Source organism: Sutterella sp. (assembly GCF_030539355.1).
GTDB lineage: Bacteria > Pseudomonadota > Gammaproteobacteria > Burkholderiales > Burkholderiaceae_F > Sutterella.
The window spans coordinates 34002-56174 of record NZ_JAUNSF010000009.1 but is presented as its reverse complement, the minus strand read 5'-3'; the positions used below and the strand labels follow the sequence as shown (position 1 = coordinate 56174).

Here is a 22173-nt window from a genome sequence, read left to right as displayed (position 1 = left end):
ACGTCGACCGGCATGCGGGGGATCTCGTTCGCGAGCGTCCTGAAGGTGGGCTCGAGCGTCCACTCGCCCCAGTCGCCGACCACGATCAGGTCGCGCCGGGCGCGCGTGACGGCGACCGTGAGGAGGTTCGCGGGGCTCGACGCCCAGGCGCGCTGCCGGCGGCCTCTTGCGCCCGGGGCGCTCCCGAGCACGAGGATCACGAGGTCGGCCTCCTGGCCCTGGAAGGTGTGCACGGTGCCCGCCTTCACGTCACCCGCGGCGCGGCCGATCTCGCCGATGATGCGCCGCGCGCCCGCCGCGACCGAGCGGAAGGGCGAGAGCACGAAGATCTTCATGCCGCGGCGGTCCGGGTCGGTGATGAGCTTCTTGAGGATGTGCCTCAGCCACGCCATCTCCTCGCGGATCATCTTCGGGTCGCCCGTGCGGCGCGTGCCGGTGCGGGCGGTGCTCACGTAGCTCTCGCCCCTCACGTCGTACCACTGCGAGAGCGGGGGCAGTCCGTCGAAGGGCTTGGGCGTCATCTGCACCATCTGCCCGCCGTAGGAGAGCGTGTTGGCGATGTCGAACATGGGCGACCCGCAGCGGCGGTGGGTTCTCAAGGGGAGTCCCGACCACACCGAGCCCGAGCCGATGCCGCCGCCGATCTCGGCGCCGATCTGCATCGAGGCGTCGGCGAGCGACTGCAGCGAACACTCGAGCGGCGACCACTCACGCCCGACCGTCGGGCGGCGCGCGCGCAGGTATTCGGCCAGGGCGGGCGGCATCGTCACGACCGGCATCAGCTGCCTCAGGTCGCCGAGCACCACCGCGCGGCGGGCGCGGTTGAGCATGCCGACGGCCGCCTGGGGCGAGGCCTGGCTCGCCTCGTCGATGAGCACCCAGGGGAGCTGCGACGCGCCGATCTGGGAGAAGATCCTCGAGGCGCTCGCGAGCGTCGTCGAGAGCACGGGCACGAGGAAGCCGAGCGTCTCGAAGACGTCGAGGGCGCTCCCCGACTCGAACACGGGATTTGAGGTGAGAAGGTAGGCACAGGCCGCGCGCAGGCTCTTCTTCGCGACGTCGGCCTGGGCGACGAGGGTGGCGGCATGGAGCCTGAGCGCCGCCTCGAAGAGCTCCGAGCGCATGCGCTCGAACTCCTCGTCCACCCAGAGCGACTGCTTGTGCTGGACGGGTTCGTCGGCGAGCGGCACCGAGAAGGCGCGCGGCGGTTTCTTCTGCCCGCGCTCTGCCATGCTGCGGCGGCGCTCCCCGATCTTCCGGTCGAGCTCGATGAACGCCTTCCTCGCGTCGTTCCAGACATCCTCGGGGAGATTCCTCGTCTCCGAGAAGAAGAGCAGCGCGTCATCGATCTGCTGCTGGATCGTGGAGTCAAAGGGATTGGCCTTGCCCAGGCCCGAGACGGCGCGGGCGAAGCGGGCGCAGTTCGCGCGGTTGCCGAGGGTCGCCGAAGCAAGTCCCCAGACCTCCTCGGTGCGCTTTACCCTCGAGCGGAGCTCCTGACGGATCTCGTCGCGCGTACGGCGCCGGCGGGCGTTCTCCTCCGCGGGGTCGCCGCCCGCGGCCTCGTACCGGGAGCGGGCGCGCTCGCGCTCGATTCTTGAGAAGAGCGAGGGAAGATTCTCGGGACCGGCCTTGCCGTGGCGGCCCTTGCCCGCGCCCCTTCCCTCCTCGGAGAGCGCAAGAAGCCCGAGGGCGCAGTCGCGCCAGTAGGTGAAGGCCGGACGCGTGCGCCCGGAGCCGTCGGGAACGGGTTCGCGCAGGCCGTAGCTCCTCGGCAGCGCGTCGGTGATGTTGCGGATCGCGGCATTGTTGCTCGAGGCGACGACGATGAGCGAGTCGGCGATCACGTCGGCCGCGAAGGGCACGAGCGTCTCGACGCGGTTCGGCTCGGGCCGGAAGGCGACCGGGCGCTCGGTGTCGAAGACCTCGCGCGAGGAATTCTTCGCGGCGATGCGGCGGGCGCGCCGCGTGACGATCTCGGCGACGATGTCGCGCAGGAGCCAGCTCTTGCCCGTGCCGGGCGGGCCGTTCACGCTCACGAGCGGCCCCGTGCCCTCGCCCGCGCGCAGGATCGCGGCGACCGCGGCCTGCTGTGCGATGTAGAGATGGTGCCCGGACGGCGCGGGCCAGCGCCCCGAGGGCAGATCCGCGGGGGCGAGCAGCTGCGCGAGCGCGTCGGGGCGCCTCAGGAGATCGATTCTCGGGATGCCCTCGGCGTCGCCGAGGAAAAGAATGCGGGAGAGCGGCGCGCTGATCGGATCGGCGACGATGAAGTCCCCGGCGGTGAGCGGGTCAAAGCCCTTCATGCGTGCCTCGACGACCGTCTCCGGAGGCGCCTCGGTGAGCGACGCGGGAACGGCGGAGACGCGCTCGCGCACCGCGTCCTTCTCCGCGCCGTCAGGGGTCATCCCGTCGAGCATCGGCGCGTCGCAGGCGACAGACCCAGCGATCTCGAGCGACCGCCGGGCAGCGCTCAGGTCTCCGAGGAAGAAGCTTCCCGTCATCGCGCCGCCCCTCGAGGGCGTGCGGCGGGTGGGCGACTCCCAGGAGACGGAGACGGCGCTGGGCAGATCCTCGGCGATGCCGATCGAGCGGGCGATCTCCTGCGCGACCATCCCGATGAATCCCTCGGGCACGGGCTCGGCCTCCGGGTGCGGATCCTCGAGGCGGACCATCTTCGGGTCGGTGTCGGAGAGCTGCGTGACGTTCATGCGGCGGCCGGGCTCGGTCGTTCCGACCTGGCCCAGGGTCCTCGCGACCTCGGTCGTGAACCAGTTGGCCATGCGCTCGCAGCGACTGAGCCCCAGGGCGACGAGATTGTCGCCGTCGTTCACGGCGGCGAGCGTCGCCCCCTGGCGCCGGGCGACAAGGTGCCTCAGAGCCCCGGCGAAGCCCGAGGCGTGAAAGCTCCCGTCGACGTACTTCCCCCACGGCGTCATGTCGAAGCTCGCGAGATAGGTGCGGCCCTGGATGTCCACGGCGGCGCCCTGCGCCCCCGAGGCGGTCTCCTCGCGGATGTGGTCGAGCACGAGGTCCGGGTCCTCGCCCTCGGGACTCTCCTCGCCGAACTCCTCGAGGATGCGCTCGTAGACGGTCCGCTTCGGGAGCAGCCCCACGTAGACGGTGAAGAACGGAATCGGGCCCACGCCGAGCCGGCGGCGCACGGAGTCGCTCGCCGGGTAGTCGAAGGGCTCCCGCAGACGCGAGGCCTCCCACTCGCTCACGCCGAGCTTCTCGACGGCGACGAGGCGCCCGGGCCTCCACTCGGTGAAGCGGAGGTTCTCGTCCTCGTCGTCACGGTAGTCGGGCGGCGTGAGGAGCTCGATCTCCTCCCAGAAGCGCAGTGTCTCGAGCGCGCGGCCGCGGCGGTCATCCCCTCCCGTCACGCATCACTCCCCGCGGCGGCGGCCGGCGGAAAGCGCCTTGACCGCGGCCCTGACGCGCTCCTCGCGCTCGCGGCGGTCCTCCTCGGGGAGCTCGGCGTAGTTGGGCACCGCGCGGTCGTCCCAGAGCGAGAGGTCCGGGTGCCAGCGCAGGCGCACGCGGTCGGGGAACTTCGCCGGGTCGTCGATGAAGCGCACGTCCATGCCGAGGCCCGCGGCGAAGAGAAGCTCGCCGTTCAGCCACAGCCGCGGCAGGTCCGCGCGGGCGTAGGCGGGAATGCCCGCCTGGGCGTAGAGGTCCTTCAAGGGCCGAGCGGGGCGCAGCTCCCAGAGGCGGAGCTTCGCCGCGCCGTTGGTCGCCCGAACCTCGAGCCGGGCGCTCCTGCCCGCGAGGCGCTCTCTTGCGATGCCGGACTCGTCCGGACCGCAGGGAATGAGTTCGATCGCGCCGCCCCAGTCGGGCACGGCGATCGTGTCGCGGGCGGTGCTCACCACCGCCGCGCTCGCAGGGGCGAGGCGGCGCACGACGGCCTCGCGGATCACGAGATCGGGGCCCCAGCGGCGGATTTCCTTCCCCTGCACGCGGATGGCGAAGGTGGCGTCCGAGTGCGTCTCGCGCACCTGGCGCAGCATGTCCTCAAGGCGCGCCTTGGAGATCGGGCGCAGCCCCTCCGCGGCGAGCCAGGCGCGCAGGCACCAGGCCTGGCGCGCGGGAATGAGTTCGAGAAGCCTGAAGATCGAGAGACCGCGGGGGTGCTCCTCGGAGCGGCAGCTCTCGAGGTCGGTGCGGGCGACGCTCTTCAAGACCTCAAGGGCCTCGGCGACGAGCGCGACCGAGCGGGCCGCGGCGCTGCGGAAGCCCGGGCGGATGCTCTCGAGCACCGGGATCACCTCGGCGCGCACGCGGCTTCTCGAGAAGCGCGGGCTCTCGTTGTCCGGGTCGTTCACCCAGGCGATGCGGTGGTTGCGCACGTAGCGCTCGATGTCGCCGTGGGCGATCCCCGTCCAGGGACGCAGCAGAAAGGCGACGCTGCCCGACTGCACCGCGCGGGCGTCCTCGGCCGACGGCGCCGCGAGCTCGCGGGCCTCGGGGAAGGCGGCGAGGCCGTCCAAGCCCGCGCCCCTCATCCACTGCAGCAGGAACGTCTCGATGCGGTCGTCCTCGTGGTGGGCGGTCATCACGATGTCGAATCCCTCGCGCAGCGCGAAGTGCCCGAGCGCGCGGTAGCGCGCCTCGCGGGCCGCGGCCTCGATGCTCTCGCCCTTCAGGGCCACGCGCACGTGGATGCACTCGAACTCGACCGAGCGCTTCGCGCACTCCTCGGCGCAGAGCTTCTGCCACTTGTCGGCGTCGGGCTCGATGCCGTGGTGCACGTAGACCGCGCAGAGGCGCGAGATGAGCGCCTGGCGCTTCTCGTGAAAGAGCTTCGCGGCGATGTCAAGGAGCGCCATCGAGTCGCTGCCGCCCGAGATGGCGACCACCACGCGGACCGGGTTGAGCGGCACGAGCGCGAACTCGGGGCTCGAGCGCCCGAGCAGATGGTCGGCCGCCTCCTCGAGCGCGGTTCTCACGGCGCCGGAGAGCTTCGCCGTGAGCGCGGCGCCCGCGCCCGTGAGCTTCTTCGCGGCCGGGCGGCGGCGGGGCTTCTTCGTGCGGGCCTCGGCCTCGAGCTTCTCGATCAGCGCGAGGTCGGGGAGCTTCGCCGGGCCCGTGCGCGGCGCGTTCGGATCCGTCTGCGTCTCGTCGGAGAAGAGCGGGAAGGCCTCGTCAAACGCCCGGGCCTCGGCCTCCGCCTCGGGCGTGACCGGGCGGGCGGCGCGCGCCTCCTCGCGCTCGCGGGCGCGCAGCAGCGCCGCCGCGTCAATCGCCGAGGTGCGCCTCGGCGCACGCTTCTTCGGAGCGGTGCCGGCACCGATCTTCGAGGCGCGGCGCTTCGGCGCGGGCTTTTCCTCGGAAGCGGCGTCGTCGGCCGCCGGCGCACGCTTCGCGCGGCGTGGTTTCTCGGCGAGCTCGCCCGCGAGTCCGCGGCCCGTCACGCCGATGCCGGAGGTGACGAACACCTCCGGACCCGGGTCATCGTCAAGGAGACTCGGCTGTTCGACTGCGGGATCCTGTGCTCGGGGGGACTTGGGGCTCGTCATGAAAAGTGTTCTTCCAGCGGCTGATCGGACGGGCTCTGGAACCCGTCGGTGATTCTCAAAGGCAAACGAAAATTTTAGCCTTTAACAGTGCCCCTTCGGGGCGGTCCGCGGTGCCGGCCTCCGCACGGCAGAAAATTCCCAACTCTGCCCGGGCGCCATGGGTTAAAATTTTTAGTTTCAGTCAGATCAAGCACCACCTCCGCCCGCGAAGGCCCGAGACGGATGCGCGCGCCGGCCCGGGGCACCGTTCCCCGCAGACGCCCCGCGCCTCCCCGGCCTCCGCTGCAGACGCAGCCCACAGGCGGCGGGCGTCCCCGATTCATCACCACTCCGAAATCCGAATACAAAATGTCCACGAACACGTCGCAGCTCCACGCCTTCGTCGCCACCGCCACCAAGGCCGCCCGTCTCGCCGCCCGTGAGATCCTCCGAGCCGCGGAGAACCGCGACATGCTTGAGATCACCGACAAGGCCGTCAACGACTTCGTCACGAGCGCCGACAAGGCCGCCGAGGAGATCATCATCCGCGAGCTCTCCACCGCCTATCCGCGCCACGCCATCCTCTCCGAGGAGGCCGGCCGCACGGGCGACAACTCGAGCGACTACCTCTGGATCATCGATCCGATCGACGGCACGACGAACTTCATCCACGGCCTGCCGCAGTACTGCGTCTCGATCGGCCTCACGTTCCGCGGCGAGCCGATCGTCGGCGTGATCTACGATGTCGCCAAGAACGAGCTCTTCACGGCCGCCAGGGGCCAGGGCGCCAAGCTCGACGGCCGCCGCATCCGCGTCACCGAGAATGACGAGATGCGCCGCGCGCTCATCGGCACGGGCTTCCCCTTCCGCCGCGGCTGCGACATCGAGAGCTACCTCAAGGGCTTCGCGCGCGTCGCCGAGCGCTCCGCCGGCATCCGCCGCCCGGGCTCCGCCGCGCTTGACCTCGCCTGGGTCGCCTGCGGCCGCTACGACGGCTTCTGGGAATTCAACCTCAAGCCCTGGGACATCTGCGCCGGCGGCCTCATCGTGCTCGAGGCGGGCGGTCTGATCACCGACCTCAAGGGCGGCGAGAAGTGGCTCGAAACCGGCTGCATCTGCGCCGGCGCGCCGAAGATCTTCGCGCAGCTCCTCCCGCTCGTCGGCGAGGTCGCGCATCACGAGGACGCCGATGACGCGAAGAAGGCCGAGCCGCGCCGCAAGCTCTCGACGAAGAAGAACGCCTGATTCCCCGTCCCCTGCGGGGCCCCTCGCCGGACCCCGTCAGAACCTTTTTTGAGAGGGCGAACCGTCCGCTCCTGCAGACATTCCGGAGCGCGCGGAGCCCGGAAGCCGCGCCCCATGGCGCGGCCTTTCTTTCTATAGAGACGCTCCATGGAAGAACCCGCCGCCCAGCCCGACTTCACGAATCTCGCGCTCTTCACGCCCTCGATCCGTCAGTTCATCGAGGTGAAGAACCACTATCCGCAGACGCTCGTGCTCTTCCGGATGGGCGACTTCTATGAGACCTTCTTCGACGATGCGGTGAAGGCGAACCGCCTGATCGGCATCACGCTCACGAAGCGCGGCAAGCTCACCGACGGCACGCCCATCCCGATGGCGGGCGTCCCCGCGGTCTCGCTCGACACCTACGTCTCGAGGCTCGTGCGCATGGGCGAGAGCGTCGTGATCGTCGAGCAGGTCGGACAGCCGGGCAAGGGCATGATCGACCGCCGGGTGTCGCGGATCATCACGCCGGGCACGCTCACGGACACGTCGCTCCTCCCGGAGAAGTCCGACGCGATCCTGCTCGCGATCAGCTGGCCCGCGAGGAAGTCAGACGACTTCGGCTTCGTCTGGCTCACGCTCTCGAACGGCGACTTCCGCGCCGAGCGCGTCTCGCCCGAGGCCTTCGAGAGCGCGCTCGCGCGCATCTCCCCCTCGGAGGTGCTCGTCTCCGAGAAGCACCGCAATGAGCTCAGGGACTCGCACCCGGGGCTCGTCGTCTCGTCGCTCCCCGACTGGCACTTCGACGCGAAGCACGGCACCGAGGCGCTCTGCAAGCTCTTCGGCCTCTCGACGCTCGACGCCTGGGGCGTCTCCGACATGCCCGGCGTGCTCGCCGCCGCGAACGCCGTCCTCGACTACACGAAGGAGACCCAGGTCGACATGGTCCCCTTCATCGAGCCGCTGAAGCTCGTCGAGGAGAGCGAGTTCGTCGTGCTCGACGCGAGCTCAAGAAGAAACCTCGAGATCGATGCCTCGCTCTCGGCCACCGGCGAGGGCCCGACGCTCTTCTCGGTGCTCGACCACTGCGAAACCGCGATGGGCAGCCGCGAGCTCCGCCGCTGGCTCAACCAGCCGGTGAGGTCGGCGGAGAAGGCCCGGGCCCGCCACGAGGTGATCGCGAGCTTCGTCGCGAACCCGGAGATGCTCGAGGCCGTGCGGAAGGCGCTCAATGCCCTTCCCGACGTCGAGCGCATCTCGAGCCGCATCGCGCTCGGCACGGTCCGTCCGAGGGAGCTCGCCGCGCTGCGCGACGCCGCTCCCGTGATCGACCTCCTCGCGCGGTTCCTCGCCGACCGGCCCGAACCGGCCTTCCCGCAGATGAGCGCCGCGATGCGCATCCCCGAGGCGATCGGGAAGACGCTCGCCGAAGCGCTCGTGCCCGAGCCCCCGGCGCTTCTGCGCGACGGCGACGTGATCGCCTCGGCGTGGAACGCCGAGCTCGCGGAGCTGAGGCACTTCCGCGACGACACGGGCAGGATCCTCCTTGAGATGGAGCAGCAGGAGCGCGCCGCCACCGGCATCGGCATGCTGCGCGTGCAGTACAACAAGGTGAGCGGCTTCTACATCGAGATCCCCAAGGCCCATGCCGTGAACACCCCCGTGCGCTACCAGCGCCGGCAGACGCTCAAGAACTGCGAGCGCTTCATTACGCCGGAGCTCAAGAGCCTCGAGGACCGCGTGCTCTCCGCCAAGGACCGCTCGCAGACGCTCGAGAAGGAGCTCTACGACCGCGTCGTCGCCGAGATCGGCGCGCATGCCGAGGCGCTCCTCACCGCCGCGCGCACGATCGCGCGGCTTGACGTCCTCACCGCGCTCGCGCTCCACGCGAAGGACGCGGGCTGGGTGCGCCCGGTGCTCTCGGCGCGCCCCGGGATCCGCATCGAGCGCGGCCGCCACCCGGTGGTCGAGACGACAATCGAGGGGTTCGTGCCGAACTCCTGCCGCCTCGAGGACGGACGCCGGATGCTCATCATCACGGGCCCCAACATGGGCGGCAAGTCGACCTTCATGCGGAGCGTCGCGCTCATTGCGCTCCTCGCCTGGGCGGGCAGCTTCGTCCCCGCGGACGCGGCCGAGATCGGCCCGGTCGACCGCATCCACACCCGCATCGGCGCCTCGGACGACCTCGCCCGCGGGCGCTCGACCTTCATGGTGGAGATGACCGAGGCGGCGGGCATCCTCTCGCAGGCGACCGACCGCAGCCTCGTGCTGATGGACGAGATCGGCCGCGGCACATCGACCTACGACGGTCTGTCGCTCGCGGCGGCGATCGCCCAGGAGCTCGTGCAGGTGTCAAGGAGCTTCACGCTCTTCGCCACGCACTACTTCGAGCTCACCGCGCTCGCGCAGGAGGTGCGCGAGGTCGCCAACATCCACTTCTCGGCCTCGCAGACCCGCACGGGCGTCGTCTTCCGCCACGAGTGCAGCGAGGGCCCGGCCTCGAAGAGCTACGGCATCGCCGTGGCGCAGCTCGCGGGCGTTCCCGCCCCGGTCGTGCGCCGCGCGAAGAGCTTCCTCGCGAGGCTCGAGGAGCGCGCCGCGGCGCCGGGCGCCGTGCAGCCCGACCTCTTCGGCGGGGGGCTCCCCATGCCCGCCGACGAGCCGGCCGCCGACCCCGCGGACGAGACGCCTGCCGCGCCCGACCCGGCGCTCGCCGCCTTCGTCAACCGCGTCGCCGCGACCGACACCGACAGCCTCACGCCGCGCGCGGCGCTCGACCTCCTCTACGAGCTCGCGGCCGAGGCCGCGCGTCTGCGCGACGAGGCGCTCTGAGGCACTCTGAGCGGGCCTGTCGCCCGGGGACAGCCGCCGGGCGCGCGCTGAAGGCCCGGAGTCCCGGACTCCGGGCACTGCGGCACGCGCGCCGTGCGGTAATATTCCTATTTGTTCGACCTTTGTCGACAAATTGACCGTGAGCCGTCGTCCCCGCCCCGGTTTCCCCTCTTTTTCCACCTGCAACGCCCGAAGGAACCGCCTTGGAAAAGAACTATCTCTCCTCCAACGCCCCGATTGACGAGGACACGCTATTCCGTGACATCCACAAGCACATCCTTCGCCAGGCGAAGGCGGGCGGACGCATCGACACCGAGGCCGAGATCGCCGAGCGCTTCAACGTGACGCGCTACAAGGTGAGAAAGGCCCTCTCGGTGCTCTCGCAGATGGGCATCGTCGACCGCGCGCCGAAGCGCGGCATGACGGTCAACGCCATGGGCCCGAAGCACCTCTCCTCGCAGATCCAGGTGCAGATGGACATCGCGAACTTCGACATCCGCGAGTTCATCGAGGCGAGGCTCCTCATTGAGGTGAACATCATCCCGCTCTGCGTGCGCCGCATGACGCCGGCGCTCCTCGGGCGCCTCGACGATGCGATCTGCAGGATCGAAGCCAACGCCGGCAACACCCGCGAGGCGGACCGCTGGGACCGCGAGTTCCACCTGATCCTCCTCGAGTCCTGCGGCAACCGCGTGCTGCAGGTGTTCTCGGCCGCGCTCATCACGTACTTCGAGAAGACCACCTCGAACCTGCCGCAGAACGACCCGGCCTTCTTCATGGCGATCGCCCGCCAGGAGCGCGAACTGCTGCGCGCGATCCAGCGCGGCGACGAGGAGCTCGCGCGCGATCTGCTCTCGAAGCACCTCAAGGAACAGATCGACCTGCTCTCGGCCTGAAGCGAAGCACGGAACTGATCATCGAAAAGGGGCGTCCGGCCAGAAGCCGGGCGCCCTTTCCGCATCAGCGTGCCGTGAATAAAAAGAGGCCTCCGGATCCCGCGGGGAGAACCGCGGAATCCGAAGGCCTTGCTCTTCTTCCTGCAAAGTCCTTTAGGAAGAAACCGGTTGGAAGTTCTTTCGTTCAGCCTTGCGAAGAGCAGCCACTCAGCAAGTGACGGGCATCACTGAAAGCCAGATCACTTGGAGTGAGGAACGTTGAGCTGGAACTGATGGCACTGGTTGCACATCAGCTCGGACTTCTGATGTCCCTTGTGGCAGTCCGTGCAGTTCACGTCGCCCAGGTGGTTGTAGTGCGGGTTCGGCTCGACCTTGGCGGTCTTCTGGGCGAGCGACTCGTAGCTGTGGCAGGACTGGCACGTGGCCTTCTTCACCTTCGCGCCCTCGACGGGGGCGGTCTTGTGGCAGGTGGCGCAGTTCAGGCCCTTCGAGACATGGAAGTCAGCCGTGAAGTCCGCGGCGGTGGCGGAAGTGAAAGCGGAGCCGAGCGCAAGGGCGGCGGCGAGCGCGATAAGGGTCTTCTTGGTCATTTTGATTCTCTCTTCCCAGTGGGGGTCAGTTCTTACTTCGCCTTCTTGGCACGGGCAGCCATCTCGCGGGCGGCGATGCGGCCGAACACGGTCGCGGCACCGAGCTGAGCGCCGCCGGCGTAGTTGAAGTAGAAGATGCCGCCCGCGGCATTGCCCGCGGCGTAGAGGCCGGGGATGCTCGCACCGTCGAGATTCTGGATCTCGGCACGGGTGTTGATGAGCGGGCCGCCGAAGGTGGCCGTCATGCCGCCCTGGAAGGGAACGGCGTAGAACGGAGCCTTGGCGATGGGATGAGGCTTCTTGTAGGTGTTCGGCGGGGTCATCTCGTCAAGCTTGTTCTCGGCGAGCGCCTTGTTGTAGGCGTCAACGGCCTTCTGAACGTTCTTGACGGGGAGGTTGACCTGCTTGCAGAGCTCCTCGATCGTGTCGGCCTTGCCGTACGGGCTGTGCAGACGGTCGAACTTCGGGATGACCTTGTCGAGGACCGAGCAGTCGCTGTCGACGATCACCCAGGCCTGGTTGTCAACGGTCTGGAGAGCCGTGGTGCGGGCCTTCACGACGTAGGTGTTGTTCTCGTCCATGAAGCGGTTGCCCGAGGTGTTGACCTGGACGCCGTAGCCGGAGTTCAGAACGTCGGCCGGGTTCACATGCGTCACGCCGATGATCGGGCCGCTGTGGAACTGGTCCATGTTGACGAACTTCGTGTAGAGCGGGAGCGTGAGCGAGATGTTCTCGCCGGTCGTCGACTTCGAGCCGCGCAGCACCATGCGGGTGGCCCAGCCGCCGATGTAGCGGTCGACCATCTCGGGGTTGGCGGAGAAGCCGCCGGTGGTGATGCAGACGCCGCCGCGGGAGAGGAAGCGCTTGCGGCCGTCGTCCGTGAGGGCCACGACGCCCTGGACGGCGAACTTCTCGTCATGGATGAGCTCGATCACCTTGTGCTCGTACTTGATCTCGATGCCGCGCTTCTTGGCCGCGGCGAGGAGGTACTGCACGAGGCGGGCGCCGCCCGTGATGCCGTCGCCGAGGACGCGGCAGGTGCGGCCGAGGCGCGGATACGGCATCGGACGGATCTTGCCGAACTTGACGCCGATCTCGCTCTCGAGCCAGTCGATGCCCTCGGAGATGTTGTCGGTGTAGGTGCGGTTGAGCGCCTTGTCGCCCATCTGCTTGGAGACATCCATCATCATCGCGTAGAACGCGTCGGCGGTGTCCTCGATGCCCTGTTCCTTCTGGTGACGGGTGCCCCAGCCGCAGATCGAGCCGAGCGCGAAGATCGCGTTGCCGTCCGGGCGGTCACGCTTCTCGAAGAGCGCGACCTTGGCGCCGAGGTCATGGGCGGTGATGGCGGTGATGAGACCGGCGGGGCCGGCGCCGACGACGATGACGTCGTATTCAGCATCGGCAGCCTGGGCGGGCTCGGCCTTGGCGGCGGTGGCGGTGAGACCCGTGACACCGGCGGCGGCGGCGCCGAGGAAGGAGGTCTTCAGCAGACCGCGACGGCTCATATCCGTGTTGGACATTCTTTTTCTCCTAATTGGTCCGTTCAGCCGGCCCCGGGGAATATGGAGTCAAGGGACGGCGACGGTTTCTTGGCTTTGCAGGCGTGGCGCGGGAATTCCATCTGGGGAAGGACGCTTTCCGGAGAGGCCTGAAGCGGCGGGCCCGGGGGAGAGAGGTCATGGGCCGCGGGATTTCAGCCTTCCCGGGAGGTCCGGGGGAGGAATTCTTGCTCCACGCTTAAATTTTCGGCCGATCGACCACTACGTAGTACGTAGTGAAGTCAAGGTTCGGGGATTTGAAAACCGTCCGCGGGCCGGTTTCGCGGACGGTTGAAAGGCTTTCAGCAGGGGCCGCGCGCACCCGGGCGGGACGGTCTCACCCGCGGCCGTCGGGCCGGGGACGCGCGGCTTTCCGGGCTCGCCCGGAGGGGAATCAGGCCTTCGCCTTCTTCTCCTCGGCGACGATCCAGTTGAGCGCGGAGCCGGCGCGCCACCAGCCGAGCTGCTTCTCGTTGTAGGAGTGCGCGGCCTGGAACTGCTCCTTCGTGCCGTCCTCGTGCGTGAGCTCGACCGTGACGGTCTTGCCCGGGGCAATGGAGGCGAGGCCGAGCACCGAGATGCGGTCCTTCTCACGGATGCGGTCGTAGTCGGCCGGATCGGCGAAGGTGAGCGCGAGGACGCCCTGCTTCTTGAGGTTCGACTCGTGGATGCGGGCGAGGCTCTTCGCGAGCACCACGGCGACGTTGAGGTAGCGCGGCTCCATGGCGGCGTGCTCGCGGCTCGAGCCCTCGCCGTAGTTGTCGTCACCGACGATCACGCTCGAGACATCGTGGTTGCGGTAGTAGCGGGCGACCTTGGCCGGCGTGTCGTAGGACGAGGTCTCGAAGTTCCAGACCTTGCCCGCCTGGCCGTTGAAGGCGTTGATGCCGCGCTCGAGCAGGTTGTCCGAGATGCGGTCGATGTTGCCGCGGTACGGGAGCCACTTGCCGCCCGGGGAGATGTGGTCGGTCGTGCACTTGCCCTTCACCTTGATGAGGAGCGGGAGCGCGGCGAAGTCCTTGCCGTCCCAGGCCTTGAAGGGCTTCAGGAGCTGGATGCGCTCATTCGTGGGGCTCACCTCCATGCTGATCTTCTCGTAGGTCGGCAGCACGCAGCCCGTGATCTCGGAGACAAAGCCCTTGCTCGGGAGCTCCTCGCCCTTCGGGGCGGAGAGGCGCACGTTGATGCCGGTCTTCGAGCGCAGCGACCCCTCGAGCGGGTTGAAGGTGATGTCACCCTCGGCGGCCATCGCCATCACGATCTCGGGCGACGCAAGGAAGGCGGCCGTCTTCGTGGAGCCGTCGTTGCGGCCGGCGAAGTTGCGGTTGAAGGACTCGATGATCGAATTGGGCTTCGTCATGTCGCCCGTCGTGCGGTGCCACTGGCCGATGCAGGGGCCGCAGGCGGTGGCGAGCACCGTGGCGTTGAGCTTCTTGAAGACGTCGAGCAGGCCGTCGCGCTCGAGGGTCTGGTAGATGCGGACCGAGCCGGGCACGACCATGATCGGGGTCTTCACCTCGATGCCCTTGTCGAGCATTTCCTTCGCGACCGAGGCGGCGCGGGTGATGTCCTCGTAGGACGAGTTCGTGCAGGAGCCGATGAGGGCGACCTCGAGCTTCTGCGGGAAGCCCTTTTCCTTCTGCTTCTCGGCGACGGTGTTGATCGGCATCGCGGCGTCGGGCGAGAACGGGCCGTTGATGTGCGGCTCGAGCGTGGAGAGATCGATCTCGACGACGCGGTCGAAGTACTTGGCCGGGTCGGCGATGACCTCCGGGTCGGCCTGCAGGTCGGCGGCGACGCCCTTGGCGAGGTTCGAGACCGCCTCGCGGCCCGTGGCGTTGAGGTAGCGGACCATCGAGTCATCGAACGGGAAGACCGAGGTCGTGGCGCCCGTCTCGGCGCCCATGTTGCAGATCGTGGCCTTGCCGGTGGCGGAGAGGGCCTTCGTGCCTTCGCCGAAGAACTCGATGATGGCGTTCGTGCCGCCCTTGGTGGAGAGAATGCCGGTGAGCTTGAGGATCACGTCCTTCGGGGAGGTCCAGCCGGAGAGCTCGCCCGTGAGCTTGACGCCGATCAACTTCGGCATCTTGAGCTCCCACTCCATGCCCATCAGGCCGTCGACGAGGTCAGCGCCGCCCACGCCGATCGCGAGCATGCCCATGCCGCCGGCGGTCGGGGTGTGGCTGTCCGTGACGAGCATCATGCCGCCCGGGAAGTTGTAGTTCTCCATGAACACCTGGTGGCAGATGCCGGCGCCGGCGGGCCAGAAGTCAAAGCCGTAGCGCTTCGCGGCGCGGGCGAGGAAGTCGTAGGTCTCGTAATTGCCCTTCTCGGCGACCTTGAGGTCGGGGATGGCGCCGGCGTTGGCCATGACGAGGTGGTCGCAGACGAGCGCGGCCGGCAGCGCAATGCGCTCCTTGCCCGAGGAGAGGAACTGGATGATGGCCATCGGGCCGCCGATGTCGTGCGTGCCGGCGCGGTCCGGACGGAGCTCGATGTAGTCGGCGCCGCGCTTGAACTCGCGCAGGCTCTCGGGATGGTAGAGATGCGTGAAGATCACCTTCTCGGCGAGCGTGAGCGGACGGCCGAGCTTGCCGCGGACGGCGGCGAGGCGCTTCGGATAGTCGCGGTAGAACGCCTCGATCATCGCGAAGTCGCGGATGTGCGCGGTCTCGGGCGCGGTCGACGCATGCGCGGTCGAGCCGAGGACGGGCACGGAGGCGGCGGCGGAGGCCGCGGCGGCTGTCTTCAGGAGCGAACGGCGCGAAATGGTGAACTTCTTCTCAGACATGTTCTTTCTCTTGGTCTCTGGTTTCTTATTACGGATCGTTTCCGATCGTTGAGGGTCTGAAGTGCCGGGGAAAAATGTCCGGACGGCGGGAGAGGAGAAACAATTGGTTCACCCGCCGCCCGGTCAGTTCATGGCACCCCTGTATCCCCGGGGCTGTCAGCCGATGAGCTTCTATTGGGTCACTCATCCGCTGACCCGCATTGTTCTCCCGACCGCCCACTACGTAGTCACGTATGAAGTCAACATTCCGCGCGATTGATCCGGAGTCGGTTCGTAGCCGATGCACGACGGGAGCAAGCGTTTCCTCAGTTTTTTCACTGAGATTCCGTCCGTCCCGCATGGATTTCCCCGCCGGAATGCCCCGGGGGAGGCGGCTGCCGGATCCGCTGGAAGGCGTAGAGCGGATCCGCAGAAAGGTCGAGGCGGACCTAGACCAAGGTCTAGTTCCGGGGGAGCGGAGGTACTTCAGAATGACTGCATCGCCTGACGGACTTCGACCAGCCCGGTCACGGCGCGGGGACCGAAAGGTTCCAACCCCACACTTCAAAGGAATGAAAGATGTCTGAAATCAATCTCAACCGCCGCAACATGCTCAAGTCGGGCGCCGCTCTCGCCGCCTCCCTGATGGCGAGCGCCGCCGCCAACGCCGGCATCCCCGCCTCCCAGGTCCAGAAGTTCGACGGTGAGTACGACGTTGTCATCATCGGCTCGGGCTTCGCCGGCATGGCCTGCGCCCTCAAGGCCGCCCGCGGCGGCAAGTCCGTCCTGATGCTCGAGAAGATGAGCGTCGTCGGCGGCAACTCCGCGATCTGCGGCGGCAACGTCGCCTGCCCGGTCAACCCCGTCCAGGCCGCCCAGGGCATCAAGGACAGCAAGGAGCTCTTCATCGCCGACTGCCTGAAGGACGGTCTCGGCATCAACTACCCGAACCTCCTCGGCGTCATCGCCGACCGCTGCAACGACACGATCAAGTTCGTCGAGGAGACGGGCGCCGAGTTCGTTCCCAACAAGATGCTCTTCGAGGCCGGCCACTCCGTGCCGCGCTCCTATGAGATCAAGGCCGGCACGGGCTCGGGCTACATCCGCCCGATGTACGAGGCCATCAAGAAGGAAAAGAACGTCACGGTCATGACCCGTGCCAAGTTCGATGACTTCATCGTCGAGAACGGCGCCGTGGTCGGCGTCGCCTACCGCGAGGGCTATCGCTTCAACGCCAAGCTCGCGAGCGACGACCTCGAGAACAAGACCGGCAAGACCAAGACCGTCCGCGCCAAGCTCGGCGTCATGCTCGCCGCCGGCGGCTTCTCCCGCGACATCTTCTTCCGTCAGGCCCAGGATCCGCGCGTCGTTCCGTCGACCGACTCCACGAACCAGCTCGGCGCCACCGCCGGCGTGCTCGTGAAGGCCCTCGGCATCGGCGCCCAGCCCGTCCAGCTCTGCTGGCTGCAGTTCCTCCCGTACTGCAACCCGCGTGAGAAGGGCTTCGGCGTCTCCGTGAACTTCACCAACCACGCCTGCATGGACTACGGCATCGTCGTTGACCGCAAGACGGGTCTGCGCTTCATGGATGAGCACGCCGGCCGCAAGATCAAGTCCGACGCCCTCTTCAAGGTCATCGGCACCGACGAGAACTACCCGATCGCCGTCGCCGACGACGCCATCGTCAAGTCGATCAACCCGAACTTCGTCAAGCTCCCGCTCGAGATGGGCACTGTGAAGAAGTTCGACACGCTCGAGCAGCTCGCCGACTACTACAAGGTCAACAAGGCCCCGTTCCTTGAGCAGGTCGCCCGCTACAACGAGTTCATCAAGAAGGGCGAGGATCCGGAATTCCACCGCAACCTCAAGTTCAGCAACGGCCTTGACGTCTCGAAGCCCCCGTTCTACGGCATCGAAGTCGCTCCGAAGATCCACCACACCATGGGCGGCGTGATGATCAACGAGCAGGCTCAGGTGATCTCCGCTCAGACGCACCAGCCGATCAAGGGCCTCTTCGCCGGCGGCGAGATCACGGGCGGCGTGCACGGCGCCTCGCGTCTCGGCACGGTGGCCGTCATCGACGCCCTCACGTTCGGCATGATCGCCGGCGAGAACTTCGCCAAGATGTAATCGAACGATTCCTTTGAGGTCCTGCCCGGGAGGATTTGACTCCTTGTCCTCCCGGGCAGCCCAAACCTCAAAGCGACTGCGGAAAGGCAGATCCCCGTGATCACCGAGGCCTTTCCGGAGTCGACGGGACAGACGGGTTCCCCGCCCGTCAAAGTCCTCCCCCATCCTTTTCCCCGGCGGTCAAAAGTCTCGAAGACGACCGCGCCAGACCACGAGGCCCCACAAATGAAACGCACCGTTCTCACCGCGCTCCTCGCGGGCGCGCTCGCCCTGACTGCCTTCTCGGCCCAGGCCGGCGAAAAGCTCGCCGATCAGCACGTCAAGCTCGGCATGCAGTGCCAGTCCTGCCACGGCCCGGACATGAAGAACCCGCAGACGCCGACGATCGACAACTGCACGGGCTGCCACAACCTTGACCAGCTTGTTGCCTCGACCAAGAACATCAAGCCCACGAACCCGCACGTGTCGCCCCACTACAGCAACACGCTCGACTGCACGAACTGCCACCTGATGCACCAGGAAAGCGAGAACTTCTGCGACCAGTGCCATCAGTTCGGCTACAAGGTGCCCTGATCCCTTTTTCTTCGGTTCGCGGCAGGTTTTCTGTTCTCCTTCCTGCCGCGGCGAAGCTCTTTTTCTCTCCTTTTCTTTCTTGAAGACCGGATTCTCCTCTCAGAGGGAATCCGGATTTTTTTGCCCCCGCGGGCTCAGAGCCACCAGACGCGGGCCCAGGGCGAGAGGATCTGCTCGGCGCTGCGAGCGGAGTCGAAGACGCCGACGAGCTCGCGGCCCTGGCCGTCCCTGAGGTTCTCGGCAATGAGGGAGCGAGCCCACTCCTCGCCCGCGGCCTCGTGCCAGATGAGCACGGGGCGGCCGAGCGCGAGCGCGGCGCGGGCCTCGATCAGGGTGCTCGATCCCGGCCGGGCGGCCATCACGAGGGTGCCGACGCCGAGCGCGGCGACGAGCCGGTTGCGGCGTTTGAGCGACCTCGAGCGCTCCTCGGGGTCGAAGCGCCGGCCCTCGGCCTGCGGACACTCGGAGAGCGCGAGACCGCTCGCGGTGATCTCGGAATAGAGCTGCGCGTTCTCGGGCGGCCACGGGAAGGAGAGGGGCGTCCCGAGCACGGCGATCGTGCGTCCCGGACGGCGCTCCGGGGTCCAGGCGGAGAGCGCGCCCTCGTGCGCCGCGCGGTCGATGCCCGCGGCCATGCCGGAGACGATCACGGCGCCGCGGGCGGCAAGGTCGGCCGCGACGTCATGCGCGGCCTCGCGCCGCTCGGGCGAGGCATCCCGCGAACCCACGATCGAGACGCGCAGCTGCCGCTCGGCGATGGCGAGGTCGCCCAAGGCACAGAGCACCTCGGGCGGATCGGCGAGTTCAAGGAGCGCCCCGGGATAGTCCTCGTCAGTGCATTTGAGCACCCGAGCGCCCTCGGGAAACGTGGCCGAGAGCTCCGCGCGCAGTTCCGCGACGCCGAGACCGGACCCCGCCCGGACTTCCATTGAGTAGAGCGCGCTGAATGTCTCCGGTTGAAGACGAGCCATGATCCCTCCGAGACGCCTGGCAGGCAGGCGAAAAAAGCCGAAACGTCAGCATTTTACCCGTTTGCCGGAAGTACCCAGTTAGTGGCAGAGGGATTTTACGAATATTCTGCCCAACAAATGAATGCGCCGTTTTCCGGGACATTCCGAGTCGCGGACTGCTGAGAGAGCGATTCCTGTTGGACAGCACGGCAGACGTCTGCCACTGCAGTCAGGTCAAACGAATGAAGAGGTCTTACATTTGAATACCCTGTAGTAGGTAGCCCGTGGGGAAAATTTTCCTTTTCTTTCTCCTCCTTAAGGGTTAACATTAACTCTTTGTAAGGATGCCGCATCCAGTGCATCCGTCCCTGTCGGACAGGGCGCACGGAGGGAAGTCCCTTCGGAAGAGAGAAGCGCGCCCGTCCGCACTTCCGTGCTTCGACACAGAAAGGAGATAGCAAACATGAAGAAGATTCTCGTTGCAGCCGCCGTCACGGCCTGCTTTGGCACGGCCGGCGCCGCCGAGGACATCAACGTCGACATCGCCGTCATCGGCGCTGGCGGCGCGGGTCTTTCCGCCGCCGTCGAGGCGACCGAGCTCGGCGCCAAGGTCGTCGTCGTTGAGAAGATGGCCATGGTCGGTGGCAACACCGTCCGTGCCGCCGGCGGTCTGAACGCCGCCGAGACGGCGCTCCAGAAGGCCAAGGGCACGAAGGACTCCGTCGAGATCATGTTCTACGACACGATGAAGGGCGGCCACTGGCTCAACGACCCGGCTCTCGTGCGTACGCTCGCCCAGAAGTCGGCCTCGTCCGTCGAGTGGCTCCTCGCCCACGGCGGTGACCTCCGCGACGTCGGCCTGATGGCCGGCGCCACCCAGCCCCGTACGCACCGCCCGACCGGCGGCGCGCTCGTCGGCCCCGAGGTTGTCCGCACCCTCTACACGTCCGCCAAGAACCTGAACATTGACCTGCGCACGAACACCCAGGCCACCGAGATCCTCACGAAGGACGGTGCCGTGGTCGGCATCAAGGTCAAGGGCAAGGACGGCGTCTACACCATCCACTCCAAGGCCGTGGTTGACGCCGCCGGCGGCTTCGGCGCGAACAACGACCTCGTCGCGAAGTACGTGCCCCGCCTGAAGGGCTTCGACACGACGAACCACAAGGGTGCCACCGGCGACGGCATCACCCTCGCGGAGAAGATCGGCGCCCAGCTGATCCAGATGGAGCAGATCCAGACGCACCCGACCGTGGTCCCGGGCGTCGGTGACATGATCACCGAGGCCGTCCGCGGCAACGGCGCCATCCTCATCAACAAGGAAGGCAAGCGCTTCTACAACGAGCTCGAGACCCGCGACAAGGTCTCCGCCGCCATCCTCAAGCAGAAGGACGGCATCGCCTACCTGTTCTTCGACTCCGACATGCAGAAGTCGCTCAAGGCGACGAACGGCTACATCAAGAAGTCCTACTGCCTGACGGGCGCCACGCTCGACGAGATCGCCGGCAAGATGGGCGTTCCCGCCGCTGACCTGAAGGCCTCGATGGACGCCTGGAAGGCCGGCAAGGCCGCCGGCAAGGATGCCTTCGGCCGCGCCGACATGCCGCGTGACCTCGACAAGGGCCCGTTCTACGCCATCGCCATCACCCCGGCTGTGCACCACACGATGGGCGGCATCAAGATCGATCCGCTCACCCAGGTCTACAACGTCGAGGGCAAGGTCATCCCCGGCTTCTTCGCCGCGGGTGAAATCACGGGCGGCGTGCACGGCGGCAACCGCCTCGGCGGCAACGCCCAGGCTGACATCGTCACGTTCGGCCGCATCGCCGGTCAGCAGGCGTACATCTACGCCCGCGGCCTCGATGCCCAGAAGAAGTAATTTCCGCGTGTGAAGGAGAACTGAAGAACAAGCGAACGCCTCCGCCAGAGCTCCACCGCAGGATCAGCTGACCGAAGACGGATTTGCACGGCCGGATTCGGAAAGCCGGAACCCTGAGGTAAGAGCTTCACAAGGCCCGCCCCCTTCCCTTCTCCTTTCCGGCTGAAGGAAACTTCACCTGAAGTCCGTCGCTTCCTGAACCGAAGCGGCGGACTTTTCCATTTTCTGCGGCGCCGAGGGAGTCACGGCCGCGCCCGCGACGCGATAGACTCACGCGCACCGAACCACAAACCGCCTTCATCCTGATCGGAGACCAAATGCTCGACATCGTCCTCACCGGGCACGACCTTGACCACCAGCACGGACCGCTTCACGAACTCATCGCGGCCCTCCGCCCGCAGCGCGTTCTCTACCGTCCCACGGAGCCGTCGCTCCGCCTCGAGGGCGTCGAGGAAAACGCCGAGGGGCTCGCGGCGCTCGCCGCCGAGGCCGAGCGCCACGAGGCCGACTATTTCGAAGTCCGCGCCGGTCTCTCCATCAAGAACTTCCGGGCGTTCTTCTTCGACATGGACAGCACGCTCATCCAGAACGAGTGCATCGACGACATGGCCGCCGCGGCCGGCTGCCTCGAGGAAGTCCGCCGCATGACACGCGAGGCGATGGAGGGCCACTGGCCCTTCGCCGAGAACCTGCAGCGCCGCGTCGCGCTCCTCAAGGGCCAGCCCGAGAGCGTGATCGCGCACTCGACCGAATCGGTGCGCATCACGCACGGCGCGCCTGAGCTCATGAAGTTCGCCGCGAGGAACGGCATTCAGTGCTACGTCGTCTCGGGCGGCTTCACCAACCTCACCCGCCCCATCGCGAAGCGCCTCGGCATGACCGGCGCCGTGAGCAACGAGCTCGTCCTCAAGGACGGGTGCCTCACGGGCGAGGTCCGCGGCCCGGCGGGCGGAAAGATCCTTGACGCCGACGGCAAGCGCCGCGCGGTCGAGGTGCTCACGCAGCTCCTCGGCGCGTCCATTGATCAGGCCCTCTGCTGCGGCGACGGCGCGAACGACCTCGAGATGATCCAGGCCGCCGGCCTCGGCGTCGCCTTCCACGCGAAGCCCGTCGTGCAGGCGAAGGCGAAGCTCGCCATCCGCCACGCCGGCCTTGAGGCGATCATCCTGCTCTTCCGCGAGGCCTGGAAGGACGCGCTGCCGATCGACTTTCCCGAGACCGGGACCGCTTCCGACGCCCACGCAGGCGTCCACATGAACTGACCGTCATCCGGTCACCGAA

Annotated in this window: 13 protein-coding genes; 7 read left to right on the top strand and 6 right to left on the bottom strand. The window is 67.5% G+C overall.

All coding sequences use genetic code 11. The annotated features are described in order from the left end of the window. Together Q4F91_RS03195 and tilS are read right to left on the bottom strand one after the other, a co-directional pair. On the bottom strand, positions 1-3386 hold a 3386-nt coding region (locus Q4F91_RS03195), incomplete at its 3' end, for a DEAD/DEAH box helicase (RefSeq protein WP_303334488.1). A 3-nt stretch (positions 3387-3389) separates the two neighbouring features. Beyond that, on the bottom strand, positions 3390-5525 hold the full coding sequence (tilS, locus tag Q4F91_RS03190) for a tRNA lysidine(34) synthetase TilS (RefSeq protein ID WP_303334486.1): 2136 nt from the start codon (positions 5523-5525) through the stop codon (positions 3390-3392). 348 nt (positions 5526-5873) lie between these two features. On the opposite strand from tilS, the gene Q4F91_RS03185 reads away from it, so the two are divergent. The 3 genes from Q4F91_RS03185 to Q4F91_RS03175 all read left to right on the top strand — a co-directional run bounded on the left by Q4F91_RS03185 (position 5874) and on the right by Q4F91_RS03175 (position 10459). Next, positions 5874-6749, top strand: a complete 876-nt coding sequence (locus Q4F91_RS03185; protein WP_303334484.1) for an inositol monophosphatase family protein — start codon at positions 5874-5876, stop codon at positions 6747-6749. Positions 6750-6896: 147 nt separating this feature from the next. After that, a complete protein-coding gene (gene mutS, locus Q4F91_RS03180; RefSeq protein ID WP_303334483.1) occupies positions 6897-9563 on the top strand; it encodes a DNA mismatch repair protein MutS in 2667 nt (888 codons plus the stop codon). Between the two features lie 203 nt (positions 9564-9766). Then, complete coding sequence (locus Q4F91_RS03175) at positions 9767-10459, top strand: FadR/GntR family transcriptional regulator (protein ID WP_303334481.1); 693 nt, start codon at positions 9767-9769, stop codon at positions 10457-10459. Positions 10460-10698: 239 nt separating this feature from the next. Here Q4F91_RS03175 and Q4F91_RS03170 read toward each other — a convergent pair whose 3' ends face one another. The 3 genes from Q4F91_RS03170 to Q4F91_RS03160 all read right to left on the bottom strand — a co-directional run bounded on the left by Q4F91_RS03170 (position 10699) and on the right by Q4F91_RS03160 (position 15381). Continuing rightward, the gene (locus tag Q4F91_RS03170) at positions 10699-11049 is read right to left on the bottom strand and encodes a cytochrome c3 family protein (protein WP_303334479.1); all 351 of its coding nucleotides are present in this window, start codon (positions 11047-11049) and stop codon (positions 10699-10701) included. Positions 11050-11081: 32 nt separating this feature from the next. Beyond that, complete coding sequence (locus Q4F91_RS03165) at positions 11082-12572, bottom strand: FAD-dependent oxidoreductase (protein WP_303334477.1); 1491 nt, start codon at positions 12570-12572, stop codon at positions 11082-11084. Positions 12573-12984: 412 nt separating this feature from the next. Beyond that, positions 12985-15381, bottom strand: a complete 2397-nt coding sequence (locus Q4F91_RS03160; RefSeq protein ID WP_303334475.1) for an aconitate hydratase — start codon at positions 15379-15381, stop codon at positions 12985-12987. Positions 15382-15939: 558 nt separating this feature from the next. Here Q4F91_RS03160 and Q4F91_RS03155 point away from each other — a divergent pair. Further along, positions 15940-17490: a flavocytochrome c gene (locus tag Q4F91_RS03155; protein WP_303334474.1), complete on the top strand. Its 1551-nt coding sequence runs from the start codon at positions 15940-15942 to the stop codon at positions 17488-17490. Between the two features lie 225 nt (positions 17491-17715). Then, positions 17716-18063, top strand: a complete 348-nt coding sequence (locus Q4F91_RS03150; RefSeq protein WP_303334472.1) for a cytochrome c3 family protein — start codon at positions 17716-17718, stop codon at positions 18061-18063. Between the two features lie 134 nt (positions 18064-18197). Here Q4F91_RS03150 and Q4F91_RS03145 read toward each other — a convergent pair whose 3' ends face one another. Continuing rightward, positions 18198-19034, bottom strand: a complete 837-nt coding sequence (locus Q4F91_RS03145) for a DNA-processing protein DprA (protein WP_303334469.1) — start codon at positions 19032-19034, stop codon at positions 18198-18200. 442 nt (positions 19035-19476) lie between these two features. On the opposite strand from Q4F91_RS03145, the gene Q4F91_RS03140 reads away from it, so the two are divergent. Further along, the gene (locus tag Q4F91_RS03140) at positions 19477-20892 is read left to right on the top strand and encodes a flavocytochrome c (RefSeq protein WP_303334467.1); all 1416 of its coding nucleotides are present in this window, start codon (positions 19477-19479) and stop codon (positions 20890-20892) included. Positions 20893-21209: 317 nt separating this feature from the next. Next, positions 21210-22154 (top strand): phosphoserine phosphatase SerB, encoded by a 945-nt coding sequence (gene serB / locus Q4F91_RS03135; RefSeq protein WP_303334465.1) that lies wholly within the window; start codon positions 21210-21212, stop codon positions 22152-22154. Positions 22155-22173 lie beyond the last annotated feature (19 nt).

Bases quoted from the DNA above. Each gene is read 5' to 3' on its own strand.
- Q4F91_RS03165 (WP_303334477.1), bottom strand. From the start codon at position 12,572: ATGTCCAACACGGATATGAGCCGTCGCGGTCTGCTGAAGACCTCCTTC.
- Q4F91_RS03160 (WP_303334475.1), bottom strand. From the start codon at position 15,381: ATGTCTGAGAAGAAGTTCACCATTTCGCGCCGTTCGCTCCTGAAGACA.
- Q4F91_RS03140 (WP_303334467.1), top strand. From the start codon at position 19,477: ATGAAGAAGATTCTCGTTGCAGCCGCCGTCACGGCCTGCTTTGGCACG.
- tilS (WP_303334486.1), bottom strand. From the start codon at position 5,525: ATGACGAGCCCCAAGTCCCCCCGAGCACAGGATCCCGCAGTCGAACAG.
- Q4F91_RS03145 (WP_303334469.1), bottom strand. From the start codon at position 19,034: ATGGCTCGTCTTCAACCGGAGACATTCAGCGCGCTCTACTCAATGGAA.
- Q4F91_RS03170 (WP_303334479.1), bottom strand. From the start codon at position 11,049: ATGACCAAGAAGACCCTTATCGCGCTCGCCGCCGCCCTTGCGCTCGGC.
- Q4F91_RS03185 (WP_303334484.1), top strand. From the start codon at position 5,874: ATGTCCACGAACACGTCGCAGCTCCACGCCTTCGTCGCCACCGCCACC.
- Q4F91_RS03155 (WP_303334474.1), top strand. From the start codon at position 15,940: ATGTCTGAAATCAATCTCAACCGCCGCAACATGCTCAAGTCGGGCGCC.
- serB (WP_303334465.1), top strand. From the start codon at position 21,210: ATGCTCGACATCGTCCTCACCGGGCACGACCTTGACCACCAGCACGGA.
- mutS (WP_303334483.1), top strand. From the start codon at position 6,897: ATGGAAGAACCCGCCGCCCAGCCCGACTTCACGAATCTCGCGCTCTTC.
- Q4F91_RS03150 (WP_303334472.1), top strand. From the start codon at position 17,716: ATGAAACGCACCGTTCTCACCGCGCTCCTCGCGGGCGCGCTCGCCCTG.